Annotated in this window: 16 protein-coding genes; all 16 read left to right on the top strand. The window is 37.3% G+C overall.

Annotated elements, in window-relative coordinates:
* Window positions 1-255: 255 nt before the first annotated feature.
* The 16 genes from spoIIE (at window position 256) to lysS (ending at window position 17,447) form a co-directional block, all read left to right on the top strand.
* Window positions 256-2,727 carry a stage II sporulation protein E gene (gene spoIIE, locus AC0IXC_RS28260; RefSeq protein WP_002091571.1) on the top strand — a complete coding sequence of 824 codons (2,472 nt, stop codon included), beginning with the start codon at window positions 256-258 and terminating at the stop codon, window positions 2,725-2,727.
* 203 nt (window positions 2,728-2,930) lie between these two features.
* Window positions 2,931-4,361: a tRNA lysidine(34) synthetase TilS gene (tilS, locus tag AC0IXC_RS28255; protein ID WP_002107305.1), complete on the top strand. Its 1,431-nt coding sequence runs from the start codon at window positions 2,931-2,933 to the stop codon at window positions 4,359-4,361.
* Entirely contained in the window at window positions 4,358-4,900 is a 543-nt protein-coding gene (gene hpt / locus AC0IXC_RS28250) for a hypoxanthine phosphoribosyltransferase (RefSeq protein WP_002124550.1), read from the top strand. Before tilS ends, hpt begins: the two co-directional genes overlap by 4 nt.
* 85 nt (window positions 4,901-4,985) lie before the next feature.
* Window positions 4,986-6,887 (top strand): ATP-dependent zinc metalloprotease FtsH, encoded by a 1,902-nt coding sequence (ftsH, locus tag AC0IXC_RS28245; protein WP_002091565.1) that lies wholly within the window; start codon window positions 4,986-4,988, stop codon window positions 6,885-6,887.
* Window positions 6,888-7,108: 221 nt separating this feature from the next.
* On the top strand, window positions 7,109-7,897 hold the full coding sequence (locus AC0IXC_RS28240) for a type III pantothenate kinase (protein ID WP_002009692.1): 789 nt from the start codon (window positions 7,109-7,111) through the stop codon (window positions 7,895-7,897).
* A 6-nt stretch (window positions 7,898-7,903) separates the two neighbouring features.
* Window positions 7,904-8,779, top strand: a complete 876-nt coding sequence (gene hslO, locus AC0IXC_RS28235) for a redox-regulated molecular chaperone HslO (RefSeq protein ID WP_002009693.1) — start codon at window positions 7,904-7,906, stop codon at window positions 8,777-8,779.
* Window positions 8,780-8,896: 117 nt separating this feature from the next.
* Window positions 8,897-9,820, top strand: coding sequence for a cysteine synthase A (cysK, locus tag AC0IXC_RS28230; RefSeq protein ID WP_002130221.1), 924 nt, complete (start codon window positions 8,897-8,899; stop codon window positions 9,818-9,820).
* Between the two features lie 223 nt (window positions 9,821-10,043).
* A complete protein-coding gene (gene trpE, locus AC0IXC_RS28225) occupies window positions 10,044-11,441 on the top strand; it encodes an anthranilate synthase component I (RefSeq protein ID WP_060750757.1) in 1,398 nt (465 codons plus the stop codon).
* A gap of 5 nt (window positions 11,442-11,446) precedes the next feature.
* A complete protein-coding gene (pabA, locus tag AC0IXC_RS28220) occupies window positions 11,447-12,034 on the top strand; it encodes an aminodeoxychorismate/anthranilate synthase component II (protein WP_002029312.1) in 588 nt (195 codons plus the stop codon).
* Window positions 12,028-12,900, top strand: a complete 873-nt coding sequence (pabC, locus tag AC0IXC_RS28215) for an aminodeoxychorismate lyase (RefSeq protein ID WP_002091560.1) — start codon at window positions 12,028-12,030, stop codon at window positions 12,898-12,900. Before pabA ends, pabC begins: the two co-directional genes overlap by 7 nt.
* Window positions 12,875-13,735, top strand: coding sequence for a dihydropteroate synthase (gene folP / locus AC0IXC_RS28210; RefSeq protein WP_061689485.1), 861 nt, complete (start codon window positions 12,875-12,877; stop codon window positions 13,733-13,735). Before pabC ends, folP begins: the two co-directional genes overlap by 26 nt.
* A complete protein-coding gene (gene folB, locus AC0IXC_RS28205) occupies window positions 13,736-14,098 on the top strand; it encodes a dihydroneopterin aldolase (protein ID WP_000358063.1) in 363 nt (120 codons plus the stop codon).
* The gene (gene folK, locus AC0IXC_RS28200) at window positions 14,095-14,610 is read left to right on the top strand and encodes a 2-amino-4-hydroxy-6-hydroxymethyldihydropteridine diphosphokinase (protein ID WP_002138868.1); all 516 of its coding nucleotides are present in this window, start codon (window positions 14,095-14,097) and stop codon (window positions 14,608-14,610) included. Before folB ends, folK begins: the two co-directional genes overlap by 4 nt.
* Window positions 14,562-14,765, top strand: coding sequence for a helix-turn-helix domain-containing protein (locus AC0IXC_RS28195; RefSeq protein WP_002009706.1), 204 nt, complete (start codon window positions 14,562-14,564; stop codon window positions 14,763-14,765). Before folK ends, AC0IXC_RS28195 begins: the two co-directional genes overlap by 49 nt.
* Before the next feature lie 23 nt (window positions 14,766-14,788).
* Window positions 14,789-15,787 carry a tRNA dihydrouridine synthase DusB gene (gene dusB / locus AC0IXC_RS28190; protein WP_002009708.1) on the top strand — a complete coding sequence of 333 codons (999 nt, stop codon included), beginning with the start codon at window positions 14,789-14,791 and terminating at the stop codon, window positions 15,785-15,787.
* A gap of 160 nt (window positions 15,788-15,947) precedes the next feature.
* Window positions 15,948-17,447 carry a lysine--tRNA ligase gene (gene lysS, locus AC0IXC_RS28185; protein ID WP_002009709.1) on the top strand — a complete coding sequence of 500 codons (1,500 nt, stop codon included), beginning with the start codon at window positions 15,948-15,950 and terminating at the stop codon, window positions 17,445-17,447.
* Window positions 17,448-17,812: the final 365 nt, after the last annotated feature.

The raw sequence follows: 17,812 nt of genomic DNA, 5'->3' as shown, positions 1-17,812 counted from the left end.
AAGATCATGCAAATTTGCATGGTCTTTTTTTGTTAAATATAAATTAAGACGTACAATACTTCTACAAAATCACCCTATATTTTCTGAACATTCTTTCAACTCTCTTTGAATAAATTAAATACTATGTATATATGTAGATTTATTTCGAATAAAAAGTCGAACGATTATAAAAGTCAAAACTGTTGTTTTGACAAAAAAACCAATAATCATCTTTTATAATAACAGTAATTAAACTATGCAGGTGGTGTTAAAAATATGCCTAAAGCAGGAAGGAATACTATGAATACAAGTGCATTGGCGATGAATGAAAGTCAGCTTGGAACAATAAAGTGGACGAGTAAGTTGCGAATGAAGTTTGAAAAAGTTTTCTTTAGATGGGGATTCATTATTGCTGTTATTGGTTTTCTTTTGGGACGAGCATATATATTAACAAACATTTTACCGTTTGCATTGCCGTTTTTTGCTGCTGTTTATGTTATGAAGCGAGATAAAATGCCGCTCGCGTTCTTAGCCCTAATGGGGGGAGCACTTTCAGTTTCAATAGATAATTTATTTTTTACTTTTGCATCTATCTTTACCTTCTTTATTTATAATATCTTCTTTAGTCGGTTTACACGTAAAACTGTTGGACTTGTACCATTCCAAGTATTTATCTCCGCATTAACCGCACATTTAGTTGTTGTATATTTTGCACAGCAAACCGTCACCATGTATGATCTGCTCGTCAGTACGATCGAAGCGGGGCTTAGCTTCGTATTAACGATGATATTTTTACAAAGTGTTCCGCTTTTAGTGGAAAGGAAAGGGAAGCAACAAGCGTTAGAAACAGAAGAAATTGTTTGTTTAATTATATTACTAGCATCTGTTTTAACGGGCACAACAGATTGGTTTGTTTATGATGCTTCTATTCAACATATTTTCACTAGATATTTAGTATTAGTATTTGCCTTTATTGCAGGGGCAGCTACAGGGTCCACGGTAGGAGTGGTCACTGGGTTAATATTAAGTTTAGCAAATGTGGCGAGCTTGTCTCAACTTAGTCTCCTTGCCTTTTCAGGATTGCTTGGGGGATTGTTAAAAGAAGGGAAGCGTATAGGAGTTAGTTTAGGTTTATTAATTGGTACAAGCTTAATTACATTATATGTAGACAAGCAAACAAGTATTGTAACAACTTTAATTGAATCTGGTGTAGCGATTGTTTTCTTCTTATTAACACCGAAGCTTGTTATGGATCGTATTGCTAAATTTATGCCGGGTACACAGGAACATTCACAGGATCAACAACAATATTTAAGAAGAGTGCGCGATGTTACAGCAAACAAAATCAATCAATTTGCTAATGTATTTGCTGCTTTGTCTAATAGCTTTTCTGTATACGGGTATGTGGAGGAGGAAGATAAAGAAACAGAAGCTGATTTATTTTTAAGTACAATTACTGCAAAAACATGTCAAACATGCTTTAAGAAGGATCAATGTTGGGTAGTTAATTTTGATAAAACATACGATTATATGAAACAAATAATGAGTGAAACAGAAGAAGGAACGCTGCAGCATAATCGGAAGTTAGTTCGTGAATGGGACAAGCATTGTGTGAGAGGGAAGAAAGTAACGGATTTAGTAGCAGGTGAATTAGATCACTTCTATGAGGGGCAGAAATTAAGAAAACAAATGAAGGAAAATCGTAGAATTGTAGCGGAGCAATTACTAGGTGTATCAAAAGTGATGGAGGATTTCGCTAAGGAGATACAACGAGAAAGAGAGAACCATCAAGCGCAGGAGGAGCAAATTTTACAAGCGTTTCGTGATTTTGGTGTCGAAGTGGAGCATGTTGATATTTATTGTTTAGATAGAGGAAGTATTGATATTGAAATGTTGATTCCGGCTGCGTCTAATGAACATGGGGAATGTGAGAAGTTGGTTGCTCCAATGCTTTCAGATATTTTAAAAGAGAATATCGTCGTTAAGCATGAAGAGAAATCCTCATATCCAAATGGGCACAGTTTAATATCATTTGGTTCAGCGAAGACGTATTCTCTTGATACAGGATTGGCCACTGCTGCAAAAGGTGGTGGGTTTATTTCAGGTGATTCCTACGCGATGATGGATTTGAGCGTTGGTAAATATGCACTTGCGATTAGTGATGGTATGGGAAATGGACAAAGGGCTCATATGGAGAGTAGGGAAACGGTAAAATTATTACAAAAGATACTTCAATCAGGTATTGATGAAGAAATAGCGATTAAGTCCATCAATTCGATTCTTTCTTTAAGGACGACAGAGGAGATGTATACAACGCTTGACTTGGCTATGGTAGATTTAAGAGATGCGAGTGCGAAGTTTTTAAAGATTGGATCGACGCCGAGTTTTGTTAAACGCGGAAATAATATTTTGAAAATTGAGGCAAGTAATTTGCCGATGGGAATCATTGAAGATGTTGAAGTTGATGTGGTTGGTGAGCAATTAAAAACGGGTGATCTTCTTATCATGATGAGTGACGGCATCTTTGAGGGAGCGCAACATGTGGAGAATCACGAATTATGGATAAAACGTAAAATTAAAGAACTACAAACAGAGGACCCACAGGAAATCGCTGATATTATTATGGAAGAAGTAATTCGCTCTGGTGATGGTTATATAAATGATGATATGACTATTGTGGTGGCGAAAGTAAAGAAAAATATGCCGAAGTGGGCTACGATTCCAATAGTAGGAATGCAGGCGCAATAAAATAATCAAAAAACCTAGGTAGATGCCTAGGTTTTTTTGATTAAAAAGGTAATGTGATTACTTTGTTAAATATACAGGAGGGATGTAAGATAAAAATATGGATTTTGTACATCTTTTTTTTGCACAATGTTTGTAAAAGTTGTACCATTATATACAAGGTAACTAATGTTGTTGTTCTTGTTTAATGAAAGGTGATTGCGAAGTTGAAAGATGCATTTGTTGAAAAAGTAGATGACTTTGTAAAGCAGCATGATGTATTAAAGAAACATTCAACAATTGTTGTAGGGGTTTCTGGTGGTCCTGACTCTTTGGCTCTTTTATATTATTTGTTAGAAAAAAGGGCAGAAAAACAGCTAGAAATTGTAGTAGCACATGTGGACCATATGTTTAGAGGTAATGAATCTTATGAGGATTTACAGTTTGTACAGGGTCTTTGCAAAGAGCTAGGAGTTATTTGTGAAACGCTAAGGATTAATGTGTCGCAATATCAACAGCAATATGGAATGAATGCACAAGTTGCAGCTAGAGAATGCAGATATGCATTTTTGGAAAGAATAATGAAGAAATATGATGCGAGATATGTAGCTCTTGGTCACCATGGAGATGATCAAGTAGAGACGATTTTAATGCGCCTTGTACGAGGGAGTACTCCGAAAGGATACGCAGGAATTGCAGTGAAGCGATCTTTTCATAATGGATATTTAATTAGGCCGTTACTTGGGGTAACTAAGGAAGAAATTGTTGATTACTGTAATAAATTAAAAGTTATTCCGCGTATAGATCCGAGTAATAAAAAAGAAGTATATACAAGGAATCGATTACGTAAATATGTCCTTCCTTATTTGAAAGAAGAAAATCCACAAATGCATGAGAAATTTCAAAAATTTAGCGTGCAGATGCAAGAGGATGAGGCTTATTTGCAGGAATTAGCTTTTGAGAAAATGAATAAAGTAATTACAAAAAAAAGCGATAAACAAATTAGCTTATCAATTCCTGCCTTTGAATCCATGTCTATGCCTTTACAAAGAAGAGGGATTCAACTAATATTAAACTATCTTTATGAATATAAGATTCCATCTTCGCTTTCTTCTATACATATTGACAAGGTGATTGAATTTTTTAAGCGGGCACAACCTTCAGGTTCACTAGATTTTCCAGGTGGTTTGAAAATTGTTCGCACATACGAAGAATGTGGTTTTGGATTTAAACAAGAAATTGTTTCTCCTTTTTCGCAAGATTTATCAGTACCTGGGACAATTATATTGCCGAATGGGGATAAACTTGTAACAGAGGTGAGCGAAGATATACCGAGTAACATGAATGAAACAGTATTTGTTGCTAAGTATAATGATATATCGTATCCACTTCGTATTCGGTCTAGGGAAAATGGAGATCGCATGTCAATGCAAGGTATGGATGGTACAAAAAAGATAAAAGCTGTTTTTATCGAAGCAAAAGTACCAAAAGAAAAAAGAGAAGAATGGCCGATCGTTTGTGACGCAAGTGGAAATATTATTTGGGTACCCTTGTTGAAACGATCTGCGTTTGCTACTTCGAAAGAGCTAGCAAAGAAGGGTAAATACATGATTATTCACTACAAAAGCAAGGAGTCTTCCGGGAGGATAATGAAATGATGAATCAAGATATCGAAAAAGTATTAATTTCTGAAGAACAAATACAAGAAAAGGTGCACGAACTAGGTGCAGTTATTGCAGAGGATTACAAAAATACAGTACCTCTTGCGATTGGTGTACTAAAGGGTGCAATGCCATTTATGGCAGATTTATTAAAGAGAACAGATACATATCTTGAAATGGATTTTATGGCTGTATCTAGCTACGGTCACTCTACAGTTTCGACAGGCGAAGTAAAAATCTTAAAAGATCTTGATACTTCGGTAGAAGGTCGCGATATTTTAATCGTTGAAGATATTATTGATAGCGGTCTTACACTAAGCTATTTAGTGGATCTGTTTAAATATCGTAAAGCGAAATCTGTAAAAATTGTTACTTTATTAGATAAGCCAACAGGCCGTAAGGTTGATCTGAAAGCAGATTATGTTGGATTTACTGTTCCTCATGAATTTGTTGTAGGATATGGATTAGATTATAAAGAGCAGTACCGTAATCTTCCTTATGTAGGAGTATTAAAACCAAGTGTTTACTCAAATTAATTAAATATAGGCGTTACAATTGTATAGGAAATTTTTTTTATGTTACGATTTACTATAGTGTTTATGCCGTGAGAGGAGGTTAGGAATGAATCGTATCTTCCGTAATACCATCTTTTATTTACTGATATTCTTAGTAGTAATTGGAATCGTGAGCTATTTTAATGGTTCGACGCAAAAAACGACATCAGTTAGCTACGATAAATTCATTACTCAACTTGAAAAAGGTGAAGTGCGTAATGTGCAGCTTCAACCGAAAAATGGTGTGTTTGAGGTAAAGGGACAATTCAAGACTTCTAGCCAAGGAGAACAATTTGTTACTTATGCACCAAATACTGAGGAATTACAAAAGAAAATTAATGATAAAGCGCAAGGGGCTGAAGTTAAGTATCAACCAGCAGAAGAAACAAGTGCTTGGGTAACGTTCTTTACTTCTATCATTCCGTTTGTCATTATCTTCATTTTATTCTTCTTCTTATTAAACCAAGCTCAGGGCGGCGGTAGCCGTGTTATGAACTTCGGGAAAAGTAAGGCGAAGCTATACAATGATGAAAAGAAAAAAATTCGTTTCAGAGATGTTGCTGGAGCGGATGAAGAGAAACAAGAACTTGTTGAGGTAGTTGAATTCTTGAAAGACCCTCGTAAGTTCGCTGAAGTTGGTGCCCGTATTCCGAAGGGTGTTCTATTAGTGGGACCTCCAGGTACAGGTAAAACTTTACTAGCACGTGCTGTTGCAGGTGAAGCAGGCGTTCCGTTCTTCTCTATTAGTGGTTCTGACTTCGTAGAGATGTTCGTCGGTGTCGGTGCATCCCGTGTACGTGATTTATTTGAAAACGCAAAGAAAAATGCTCCTTGTATCATTTTCATTGATGAAATTGATGCAGTAGGACGTCAACGTGGCGCGGGTCTTGGCGGTGGTCATGATGAGCGTGAACAAACGTTGAACCAATTGCTTGTTGAAATGGATGGATTCGGTGCAAATGAAGGTATTATTATCATCGCTGCGACAAACCGTCCTGATATTCTTGATCCAGCGTTATTACGTCCAGGTCGTTTTGACCGTCAAATTACAGTAGATCGTCCAGATGTAAATGGTCGTGAAGCTGTACTTAAGGTACACGCTCGTAATAAACCGCTTGATGAGAATGTCAACTTAAGAGCAATTGCAACTCGTACACCAGGATTCTCTGGTGCCGATCTTGAAAACTTATTAAACGAAGCTGCTTTAGTAGCTGCGCGTCAAGATAAGAAGAAAATTGATATGAGTGACATCGATGAAGCGACGGATCGTGTTATTGCAGGTCCAGCTAAGAAAAGTCGCGTTATCTCTGAAAAAGAACGTAATATCGTTGCATTCCATGAGGCTGGCCATACTGTAATTGGTGTTGTCCTTGATGAAGCAGATATCGTTCATAAAGTAACAATTGTCCCTCGTGGTCAAGCTGGTGGATATGCGGTAATGCTTCCGAAGGAAGATCGTTACTTCATGACAAAACCAGAGTTACTTGATAAAATCACTGGTTTACTTGGTGGTCGAGTAGCTGAGGAGATTGTATTTGGTGAAGCAAGTACAGGTGCTCACAACGACTTCCAACGTGCGACTGGTATTGCAAGACGTATGGTTACAGAATTCGGGATGAGTGATAAGCTTGGACCGATGCAATTTGGTAGCTCACAAGGTGGTCAGGTATTCTTAGGAAGAGACTTCCATTCAGAACAAAACTACAGTGATGCAATCGCACATGAAATTGATGTGGAAATGCAAATAATTATTAAAGACTGTTATGCTCGTGCGAAACAAATTCTTACTGAAAAACGAGATAAGCTTGATATTATCGCGAAAACGTTACTTGAAGTAGAAACATTAGATGCAGAGCAAATTAATCATTTATATGATTATGGCAGATTACCTGAGCGTCCAACATCTTCAGATGATGTGAAAGTAAACATCAATATGAAGAAAGACGATGAAGATACAGAAGATAAGTAAGAAAAAAGGAGTGACAATAGTCACTCCTTTTTTTTGTGGAATGAATTTAAGTGGCAAAAAAAATTGAATGAAACTATTATTAAAAATTGAAATAGAGAGTAATCTTTTTGTACAATGATGAGTATAGAAAAAATGATTATATAAGTATGTGTGATATGATGTTTTTATAAGTTTTATACATACTGCGCAAATATAGATTAAATAAGATAAGTGGTGAGAATATGATTTTTGTATTGGATGTAGGGAACACAAATGCGGTACTAGGTGTGTTTGAAGAGGGAGAACTTCGTCAGCATTGGCGCATGGAAACAGATCGTCATAAAACAGAAGATGAGTATGGGATGCTTGTAAAGCAGTTACTTGAGCATGAAGGTCTTTCTTTTGAAGATGTGAAAGGTATTATTGTGTCTTCAGTCGTACCGCCAATTATGTTCGCTTTAGAGCGTATGTGTGAAAAGTATTTTAAAATTAAACCGCTTGTAGTGGGGCCTGGGATAAAAACTGGCTTGAATATTAAATATGAAAATCCACGTGAAGTAGGCGCGGACCGAATTGTAAATGCAGTAGCAGGAATCCACTTATATGGAAGTCCGCTTATTATTGTTGATTTTGGTACGGCTACTACATATTGTTATATTAACGAAGAGAAGCATTATATGGGTGGCGTCATTACGCCAGGAATTATGATTTCGGCAGAGGCTTTATATAGCAGGGCAGCAAAGCTTCCTCGTATTGAAATTACAAAACCGGGTAGTGTTATCGGGAAGAATACAGTAAGTGCAATGCAATCAGGTATTCTTTATGGATACGTTGGACAAGTGGAAGGTATTGTTAAGCGTATGAAGGAAGAAGCTAAGCAAGAACCGAAAGTTATTGCAACAGGTGGATTAGCAAAATTAATTTCAGAAGAATCAAATGTAATTGATATTGTAGATCCGTTTTTAACGTTAAAAGGTTTGTATATGTTATATGAGCGTAATGCAAATTTACAACATGAGAAGGGTGAATAAATAAGTATGAAAGATTATTTAGTAAAAGCGTTAGCGTTTAATGGAGAGGTTCGTGCTTATAGTGTACGTACAACAAATACAGTAAGTGAGGCGCAAAAGCGTCATGATACATGGAGAACAGCTTCAGCGGCACTTGGTCGTTCTTTAACTGCGGGTACAATGATGGGTGCTATGTTAAAGGGCGAGCAGAAGTTAACGATTAAAGTAGAGGGTAACGGCCCGATTGGTCCTATTTTAGTCGATGCTCATGCAAATGGGGATGTACGTGGTTATGTAACGAATCCGCATGTTGATTTTGAAGGAACGGAACAAGGAAAATTACGTGTATATCAAGCGGTAGGTACAGAAGGATTTGTAACGGTAATTAAAGATATCGGTATGCGTGAACCGTTTATTGGTCAATCTCCCATTGTTTCAGGAGAACTAGGGGAAGATTTCACATATTATTTCGCGGTTTCTGAGCAGACACCTTCTTCTGTAGGTGTTGGTGTTCTTGTAAATGGAGATGATAGCGTATTAGCGGCGGGTGGATTCATTCTTCAAATTATGCCAGGTGCGCAGGAAGAAACAATTTCATTTATTGAAGAGCGTCTTCAACAAATCCCGCCGGTATCACAATTAATCGAACAAGGTCTTTCTCCAGAAGAATTACTGTATGAAGTGCTTGGAGAAGATAAAGTGAAAGTGCTAGAAACAATGGATGTTCAATTTAATTGTACATGTTCACGTGAGCGTATTGAAAGTGTGCTAATTAGTTTAGGTAAAGCGGAGTTAGAACAAATTCGTGCAGAAGAAGAAGAGACGGAAGTTCACTGTCACTTCTGTAATGAACGACATAAATTCGCTAAAGAAGATATTACAAGTCTAATTGAGAAGCTGTAATAAAGAAGTTTAGGTGGAGAATCAGCCGCCCAAATAGATTGACAAACAGGGAATTTTCTGACAAAATCTAAATATAGATAAAACCAATAAAAATACTCGGTGTTAGGAGTGACAGGAATGCGAGTGGCACAATCAGTTTCAGAATTAATCGGGAAAACGCCGATCGTTAAGTTGAACCGCATCGTAGAATCAGACAGCGCAGATGTATACTTAAAATTAGAATTTATGAATCCGGGGAGCAGTGTTAAAGATCGTATCGCGTTAGCTATGATTGAAGATGCTGAAAATAAAGGATTATTAAAAGAGGGCGATACAATCATTGAGCCGACAAGTGGTAACACAGGTATTGGCTTAGCGATGGTAGCAGCTGCTAAAGGATATAAGGCAATTTTAGTAATGCCAGAAACAATGAGTATTGAGCGTCGTAATTTATTACGCGCTTACGGTGCTGAATTAGTATTGACTCCAGGACCTGAAGGAATGGGCGGAGCAATTCGAAAGGCAACTGAATTAGCAGAAGAACATGGGTACTTTATACCACAACAGTTCCAAAATCAAGCGAATCCAGAAATCCATCGTATAACAACAGGTCCAGAAATTGTTGAACAGATGGGGGATCAATTAGATGCGTTTATCGCAGGTATTGGTACAGGTGGAACAATTACAGGTGCCGGTGAAGTGCTGAAAGAGGCTTATAAAGATATCAAAATTTACGCGGTAGAACCTGCGGATTCACCAGTATTATCTGGTGGAAAGCCAGGACCACATAAGATTCAAGGAATTGGAGCGGGGTTTGTTCCGGAGACATTGGATGTAGAGGTATATGATGAAATTATTCAAGTGAAAACGGAGCAAGCGTTCGAATATGCGAGAAGAGTGGCTAAAGAAGAAGGTATTTTAGTTGGTATCTCTTCGGGAGCAGTCGTTTATGCAGCGACAGAAGTTGCGAAGAAATTAGGTAAAGGGAAAAAGGTACTTGTTATTATCCCAAGTAACGGTGAACGTTATTTAAGTACACCACTTTATCAATTTGAGTCATAAGTGAATGTGATTTGAAAAGCATCCTTAAAAAAGGATGCTTTTTCTTTTTTGATTGGAAAAAGGAAAAGAGTGAATGACTAGAAAACTTCATGTAAAATAAGAAGTAGTATAATTAATTTATTTTCACTAGCCCTCAAGTATAATCATTCTCTATATAAATAATTTTATGTAGTTTGATTTGATTGGCTTAAGAGGGTGGGATAACAGAAGACGGGGTGTTGATATGCAACGAAGAAAATCTTTAGCGCTTTCTATTCCATATCAGTTAGATTTCTTTAAGCAATATAAATTTCTTTCTCAGGATAAGCCGCAACATATTTTGTTAGAAAGTGGACGTGGTGGTCGTTATAATATTGTTGGGCTGGATCCAGTAGCGGTAATTCAGGGTAAGAATGAGACGTTACATATAAGTGAAAGTGGTAAGGAAACAATAAAGCGAGGGAATCCGTTAGATTTAATGCAAGCGTATATGGAGAAATGGAAAACGGATTATAATCCGGAGTACCCACCTTTTCAAGGTGGGGCAATTGGATACTTTAGTTATGATTGTATCCGTTATATTGAAAAACTTTCTTCTCTTGCGAAGGATGATATTAATATACCTGACATATTCTTTTTGTTATTTGATGACGTGTTTGTGTATGATCAACAGGAGAGAGTATTATGGATTATTACGCATTATGTAGATGAGTGTGAAGAGGCAGAAGAACGATTAAATGAATGGAAGGGTCTTTGGATGAAAGAAGCCCCCGAAGTGACTATGCCGTTTGAATCTCCTGAAAAGAAAAATGAAGCAGTCGCTTTTACGGAAGAGGGCTTTATGAAGGCCGTTGAACGTATTCAAGAATATATTGGAGCGGGTGATGTGTTTCAAGTAAACTTGTCGACAAGACAAGAAAGAACATTACAAACACATCCACTAGAAATATATACAAGTCTTCGTGAAATTAATCCATCTCCATATATGGGTTACTTGGAGTTTGGAGATTTTCAAATTGTTAGTGCTTCGCCTGAATTGCTAATTAAAAAGCAAGGAAAAGAAGTGAGTACAAGACCGATTGCTGGTACGCGCTCTCGAGGAGCAAGTGAGCAAGAGGATGAAGAATTAGCGAAAGAATTAATTGAAAATGAAAAGGAAAGAGCAGAGCATGTAATGCTTGTGGATTTAGAACGAAATGACTTGGGCCGGGTTTGTAAATATGGCACTGTTGAAGTAGATGAATTTATGGTGATTGAAAAATACTCACACGTTATGCATATTGTTTCTAATGTGCGTGGTGAGGTGGAAGCAGATAAAGATGCTTTCGATTTGGTGAAGGCTGTATTTCCTGGTGGGACAATTACCGGTGCCCCGAAAATACGTACGATGGAAATTATTGAAGAATTAGAACCTGTTCGCCGAGGAATTTATACAGGGTCAATTGGTTGGATTGGTTATTCTGGAGATACGGAATTGAATATTGTAATCCGAACACTACTTGCTAAAGATGGACAAGCGCATGTGCAAGCTGGAGCGGGTATTGTAATTGATTCAAATCCAAAAAATGAATATAAAGAGTCGTTAAAAAAAGCAATCGCTTTATGGCGTGCAAAAGAAAGTAGCGAAGAAACGGTTAGGTGAGAGAAATGATATTAATGATTGATAATTATGATTCTTTTACATTTAATTTAGTGCAGTTTCTTGGAGAACTTGGACAAGAGCTTGTTGTTAGGCGTAATGATGAAGTGACTATTTCGGATATTGAGAATATGAAACCGGATTTTTTAATGATTTCGCCAGGTCCATGTAGTCCTAATGAGGCGGGAATCAGTATGGATGTTATTAAATATTTTGCAGGTAAGCTTCCGATTTTTGGGGTCTGTCTTGGACATCAATCAATTGCACAAGTATTTGGAGGGGATGTTGTCAGGGCAGAGCGTTTGATGCATGGAAAAACATCTTTAATGCATCATGATGGGCAGACGATTTTTTCTGATATCCCAAATCCATTTACCGCGACACGTTATCACTCTCTTATCGTTAAAAAAGAGACGTTACCGAATTGTTTAGAGATAACATCTTGGACTGAAGAAGGTGAAATTATGGCGCTTCGTCATAAAACGTTGCCGATTGAAGGGGTACAATTCCATCCGGAATCTATTATGACTTCTCACGGGAAAGAATTGCTACAGAATTTCATTCGCAAATATAGCCCAAGTGTGACATCGTGTTAATTTACGTAAATGGCGCGTATGTAGAAGCGAGTGAAGCGAAAATTTCTCCTTATGACCACGGTTACCTATATGGACTTGGGGTTTTTGAGACATTTCGTATTTATAATGGTCATCTCTTTTTATTGGATGATCATTATGAACGCTTAATGGATGCGCTCGATATATTGCAAATCAAATGGACAATGACAAAAGATGAAGTGATGCTTATTTTAAAGAATCTACTTGTTAAGAATGGGTTAAAGCATGCATATGTGCGCTTAAATGTATCGGCGGGTATAGATGAAATAGGATTACAAACGGAAGTATATGAAGAACCGTCTGTTATTGTTTTTATAAAACCTTTAGCAGCTCCAGGGAATGTAGTGGAAAAAGAAGGAGTTATTTTAAAGCAAGTGAGAAATACACCAGAGGGTGCATTTCGCTTGAAGTCCCATCATTATTTAAATAATATTTTAGGGAAACGCGAAATTGGAAATGTTGTGAATAAGGAAGGTATTTTTCTTACCGAAACAGGTTATGTTGCAGAGGGTATTGTTTCGAATCTCTTTTTTGTTAAAGGAGATATTTTATATACTCCTTCATTAGAAACAGGGATTTTAAACGGAATCACTCGTGCGTTTATTATAAAGGCTGCTGAAGAGCTAGATATAGAAGTAAAGGAAGGTTTCTTTACAAAAGATGAATTGCTTTCAGCGGATGAAGTGTTCGTAACGAACTCTATTCAAGAGATTGTCCCCCTTTATCGTATAGAGGAGAAAGATTTCCCGGGTAAAGTGGGAGTGGTTACAAAAAGACTTATGGATCTTTATGGAGTGCAGAGAGAGAAATTGTGGAGCAGAAATGAATTGCGAAGAGGAGATGTGTAGTTTGAAGTGGGATTATGATTTGCGCTGCGGCGAATATACATTGAACTTAAATGAAAAGACATTAATTATGGGGATTTTAAATGTAACGCCAGATTCATTTTCTGATGGTGGGAGTTACAACGAAGTAGATGCTGCGGTGCGACATGCGAAAGAAATGAAAAGTGAAGGTGTCCATATTATTGATATTGGCGGCGAATCTACCCGTCCGGGTTTCGCTAAAGTTTCAGTAGAAGAGGAAATAAAGCGAGTTGTTCCAATGATTCAGGCAGTGTCAAAAGAAGTAAAGCTACCTATTTCTATTGATACGTATAAAGCTGAGGTTGCGAAACAAGCGATTGAAGCTGGTGCTCATATTATTAATGATATTTGGGGAGCGAAGGCGGAACCGAGGATTGCTGAAGTTGCAGCCTATTATGATGTGCCTATTATCTTAATGCATAACCGAGATAATATGAATTACCGCAATTTAATGGCCGATATGATTGCTGATTTGTATGAAAGTATTAAAATTGCTAAAGATGCTGGTGTGCGAGATGAGAATATTATTTTAGACCCAGGTATCGGTTTTGCGAAAACACCTGAGCAAAATTTAGAAGCGATGCGCAATTTAGAACAGTTAAATGTACTGGGTTACCCAGTTCTCTTAGGTACTTCAAGAAAGTCCTTTATTGGCCATGTGTTAGATTTACCAGTGGAGGAACGTCTTGAAGGAACGGGAGCTACCGTTTGTCTTGGTATTGAAAAGGGCTGTGAGTTTATCCGTGTTCATGATGTGAAAGAAATGGCGCGTATGGCTAAGATGATGGACGCGATGATTGGTAAGGGGGTAAAGTAATTGGATAAAATTTATATCCATGATATGGAGTTTTACGGTTATCATGGTGTATTCCCAGAAGAGAATAAATTAGGTCAGAGATTTAAAGTAGATTTAACGGTGGAGTTGGATTTAAAACGCGCAGGAGAAAGTGACGACTTAGAGCATTCTGTCAATTACGGGGAACTTTTTGAGCTGTGTAGAAAAGTTGTTGAAGATAGAACGTATAAGCTTGTAGAGAGTATCGCTGAAAATATCGCTACAGATATATTGAAACAATATGAGAGTATTTCACGGTGTACAATTAAGGTAATTAAACCGGATCCGCCGATACCAGGACATTATCGTGCTGTAGCGGTAGAAATTACGAGAGAGCGTCCATGAATAATATAGCGTACATTGCATTAGGTTCCAATATTGGGGAGCGTTATACTTATTTAACTGAAGCAATTCAGTTTTTAAATAAAAACCAGCATATCCAAGTTGATGATGTTTCGTCTGTATATGAAACTGATCCGGTTGGCTATACTGACCAAAATTGCTTTTTAAATTTAGTTATAAAAATTTCTACCAATTTATCACCGCAAGAATTATTGAAAGTAACACAAAGGGTAGAGAATGACCTAGGAAGAAAAAGGGAAATTAGATGGGGCCCGAGGACCATCGACCTTGACATTTTACTATATAATCAAGAAAATATTGAAGCAGAGAATCTTATTGTTCCGCATCCGCGGATGTTCGAAAGAGCTTTTGTTATCGTTCCGTTGTTAGAAATCAATCAAGATATAAAACAAGACATTTCACGTTCACAAGTAGAAGAAATGAAAAGGCGAGAGGGAGTAACGGTATGGAAGCAGAAAAATGGGGAAGACGCATTCGTGCTTTTCGAAAGCTAAAAGGCTATACGCAAGAAGGTTTTGCGAAAGAATTAGGGGTATCTGTATCGGTTTTAGGTGAAGTTGAGAGGGGCAATAGATCACCTTCCCAAGATTTTGTAGTAGAAGTCGCTAAAACATTAAACGTTTCAATAGACGAATTGATGCCAAAGTGACCGTAAAGGAAGGAGTAAGTCGGGTGTTAAAGATTGCAAATATTGAGATGAAAAATCCAGTTGTACTAGCACCGATGGCGGGAGTGTGTAACTCTGCATTCCGTTTGACGGTAAAAGAATTTGGTGCAGGTTTAGTTTGTGCTGAAATGGTAAGTGATAAGGCAATATTACTTAATAACAAAAGAACATTAGATATGTTATATATCGATGAGAGAGAAAAGCCATTAAGTTTACAAATTTTTGGTGGAGAGAAAGAAACTCTTGTAGATGCTGCGAAATACGTAGATAAATATACGACAGCAGACATTATTGATATTAATATGGGGTGCCCAGTACCGAAAATCACTAAGTGTGATGCAGGAGCAAAGTGGCTTTTAGACCCAAATAAAATATATGAGATGGTAGCGGCGGTTGTAGATGCTGTTGAAAAGCCAGTTACAGTTAAAATGCGTATTGGTTGGGATGAAGAACATATTTTCGCAATAGAAAATGCTAGAGCTGTTGAGCGTGCTGGTGGACAAGCGATAGCTGTTCATGGGCGTACACGAGTGCAAATGTATGAAGGTAAAGCGGATTGGAATATTATTAAACAAGTAAAGCAGGCTGTAAATATTCCGGTTATCGGAAATGGCGATGTCGAAACACCACAAGATGCAAAGCGTATGCTTGATGAAATTGGTGTAGATGGTGTTATGATTGGTCGCGCTGCTCTTGGAGATCCGTGGATGATTTATCGTACGGTAAAGTATTTAGAGACAGGTGAGTTAATGCCGGAACCAACAGTGCGTGAGAAAATTGATGTATGTATGTTGCATCTAGATCGTCTTATCGATTTAAAGAACGAAAATGTTGCCGTAAGAGAGATGAGAAAGCATGCAGCTTGGTATTTAAAAGGTGTTCGTGGTAATGCGAGTGTGCGTAATGGTATCAATACTTGCGACACACGTGAAGACCTTGCGAATGTATTAGGTGCATTTGTAGAAGAAGTAGAAGCGAAACAACAAACAATTTATGTTGGTTAATAAGGGGGCATAGGAGATTGACATTCTTCTATACACTTCCTATAATTACGTGAAAGAAAGAAGAACTGCCAGTTAGTTGCTGGCAGTTTTTCTAGTTGAGTAGAAAATGCTATACTGTATATATTGTAAAAATTAATAGAGCTGGAGTGATATTAATATCATGGATAACATGAACCACGAAGAATTAAACGACCAATTGCTTGTTCGTCGTGAAAAGCTACATAATTTACGTGAGCAAGGAATCGATCCGTTCGGTAAACGATTTGAACGCACAAATTCAACAACTGACTTAGTAAGTCTATATGGAGAATTCTCTAAAGAGGAATTAGAAGAGAAAGAAATCACTGTTTCTATCGCTGGTCGTATTATGACAAAACGCGGTAAAGGAAAAGCGGGATTTGCGCATATTCAAGATTTACAGGGGCAAGTTCAAATTTATGTTCGTAAAGATACTGTTGGAGATGAAGAGTACGAGTTATTTACGACAGCAGATTTAGGTGACTTAGTAGGTATTGAAGGTAAAGTGTTCAAAACAAACGTTGGAGAACTTTCAGTAAAAGCCATAGGATTTACACTTTTAACGAAATCCCTTCGTCCATTACCGGATAAATACCATGGATTAAAAGATGTTGAACAACGCTATCGTCAACGTTACTTGGACTTAATTACAAGTATGGAAAGCCGTGAAACGTTCGTTACCCGTAGTAAAATCATTCGTGAAATGAGAAGATATTTAGATGACAACGGTTATCTTGAAGTGGAAACGCCTATGATGCACGCGATTGCAGGTGGAGCGTCTGCTCGTCCTTTCACTACACACCATAATGCGTTAGATATGGAATTATATATGCGTATCGCAATTGAACTTCATTTAAAACGTCTTATTGTGGGTGGATTAGAAAAGGTTTATGAGATCGGCCGTGTATTCCGTAATGAGGGTGTATCAACTCGTCATAACCCTGAGTTTACGATGATTGAATTATATGAAGCGTACGCTGATTATAATGATATTATGAAACTAACAGAAAATATGGTTGCTCATATCGCGAAAAAAGTATTGGGTACAACAACAATCCAATATGGTGATTATGAAATTAATCTAGAGCCAGAATGGACACGTCTTCATATGGTAGATGCAATTAAGCAACACTCTGGAGCAGATTTCTGGAATCCAATGAGTGTAGAAGAAGCGCGTGAACTTGCAAAAGAACATAATGTGGAAATTAAGAATACAATGGAAGTTGGTCATATTATTAATGAGTTCTTCGAACAAAAAGTAGAAGATAAATTAATCCAACCAACATTTATTTACGGTCATCCGGTAGAAATTTCGCCACTTGCGAAAAAGAATGACGAAGATCCACGATTCACAGATCGTTTTGAGTTATTTATCGTTGCGCGTGAACATGCAAATGCATTCACTGAGTTAAATGATCCAATCGATCAAAAAGAACGTTTTGAAGCTCAACTAAAAGAGCGCGAGCAAGGTAATGACGAAGCTCACATGATGGATGATGATTATATCGAAGCTCTTGAGTACGGTATGCCTCCTACGGGTGGGTTAGGAATCGGTATTGATCGTCTTGTTATGTTATTAACAAACGCACCATCTATTCGTGACGTACTATTATTCCCAGCTATGCGCCATAAACAAGACTAAGCTTTGGAGATTTCTCCAAAGCTTTTTTTATTTCTTTATTTGAGGGGAGAGAAACCTTCTATTAAAAGGAAAGCGAGATTATTGCTCGTTAAGTGGATGCCAGATTAAAAAACTATACTTATATAGAAGAAAGTTGCTGTTTTTATGCTTTTTTACTAAGTTAAAAATTTTATTAGAAAAACTATTGCATTTCATTTTTCTACATGATATATTAATAACCGTCGCTGATGCGGAAACGCAGAAAACGACAAAAAAGAAATTGAAAAACTTAGTTGACATCGAAAAATGAAGATGTTAACATAAGGAAGTCGCAAATGAGCGACTAAGTAGTTCTTTGAAAACTGAACGAAACAAACAACGTGAAC

It is taken from the genome of Bacillus sp. AC266 (genome assembly GCF_979253805.1).
Note: the sequence above shows the minus strand (reverse complement) of the source record. Positions and strands in the feature narration are given on the sequence as shown.